This window comes from Paenibacillus pasadenensis (assembly GCF_023715725.1).
GTDB classification, from domain to species: Bacteria; Bacillota; Bacilli; order Paenibacillales; family Paenibacillaceae; genus Paenibacillus_O; species Paenibacillus_O pasadenensis_A.
The window spans coordinates 1-483 of record NZ_JAMBOT010000037.1 but is presented as its reverse complement, the minus strand read 5'-3'; the positions used below and the strand labels follow the sequence as shown (position 1 = coordinate 483).

The 483-nt window shown below is 56.3% G+C and carries 1 protein-coding gene; it reads left to right on the top strand.

Annotated features, from left to right (window positions below):
* Positions 1-483, top strand: a 483-nt coding sequence (locus tag M3223_RS23845; protein WP_251566263.1) for an MlaD family protein, incomplete at both ends; no start/stop codon positions are given.

Genomic DNA, 483 nt, shown 5'->3' with positions numbered 1-483 from the left:
ACGGAATACCATCTGTTTGACGATCAGAAGAGCATCCAGGATTCAGTCTTTACCGAGCATATCGATTACGTCATGTTCTTCAAAGACTCGGTTCGCGGCCTGCAGCCGGGCGCGCCGGTGGAGTTCCGCGGTATCCGTCTGGGCACCGTCGGCAAAGTGCCGTTCTTTATTCCGGGGCTGAAGCAGCGTTTGAACGATGACTATCGTATTCCAGTGGAAGTGCGGGTTGAACCGCAACGGCTGATTAATCAGCTTGGCGGCGATCCGAATAGTCGCGCCCACATTGACGATCTGATCAACCGCGGACTGCGCGGCTCGCTGAAAACCGGTAACCTGGTGACCGGCGCGCTGTATATCGATCTCGACTTCTATCCGAAGGCGCCCCCGCGCGGGAAAATACAGGAGTTTAACGGCTATCCGATTATCCCGACCATCAGCGGTGGACTGGCACAGATCCAGCAGCGTCTGATGGATGCGCTGGAT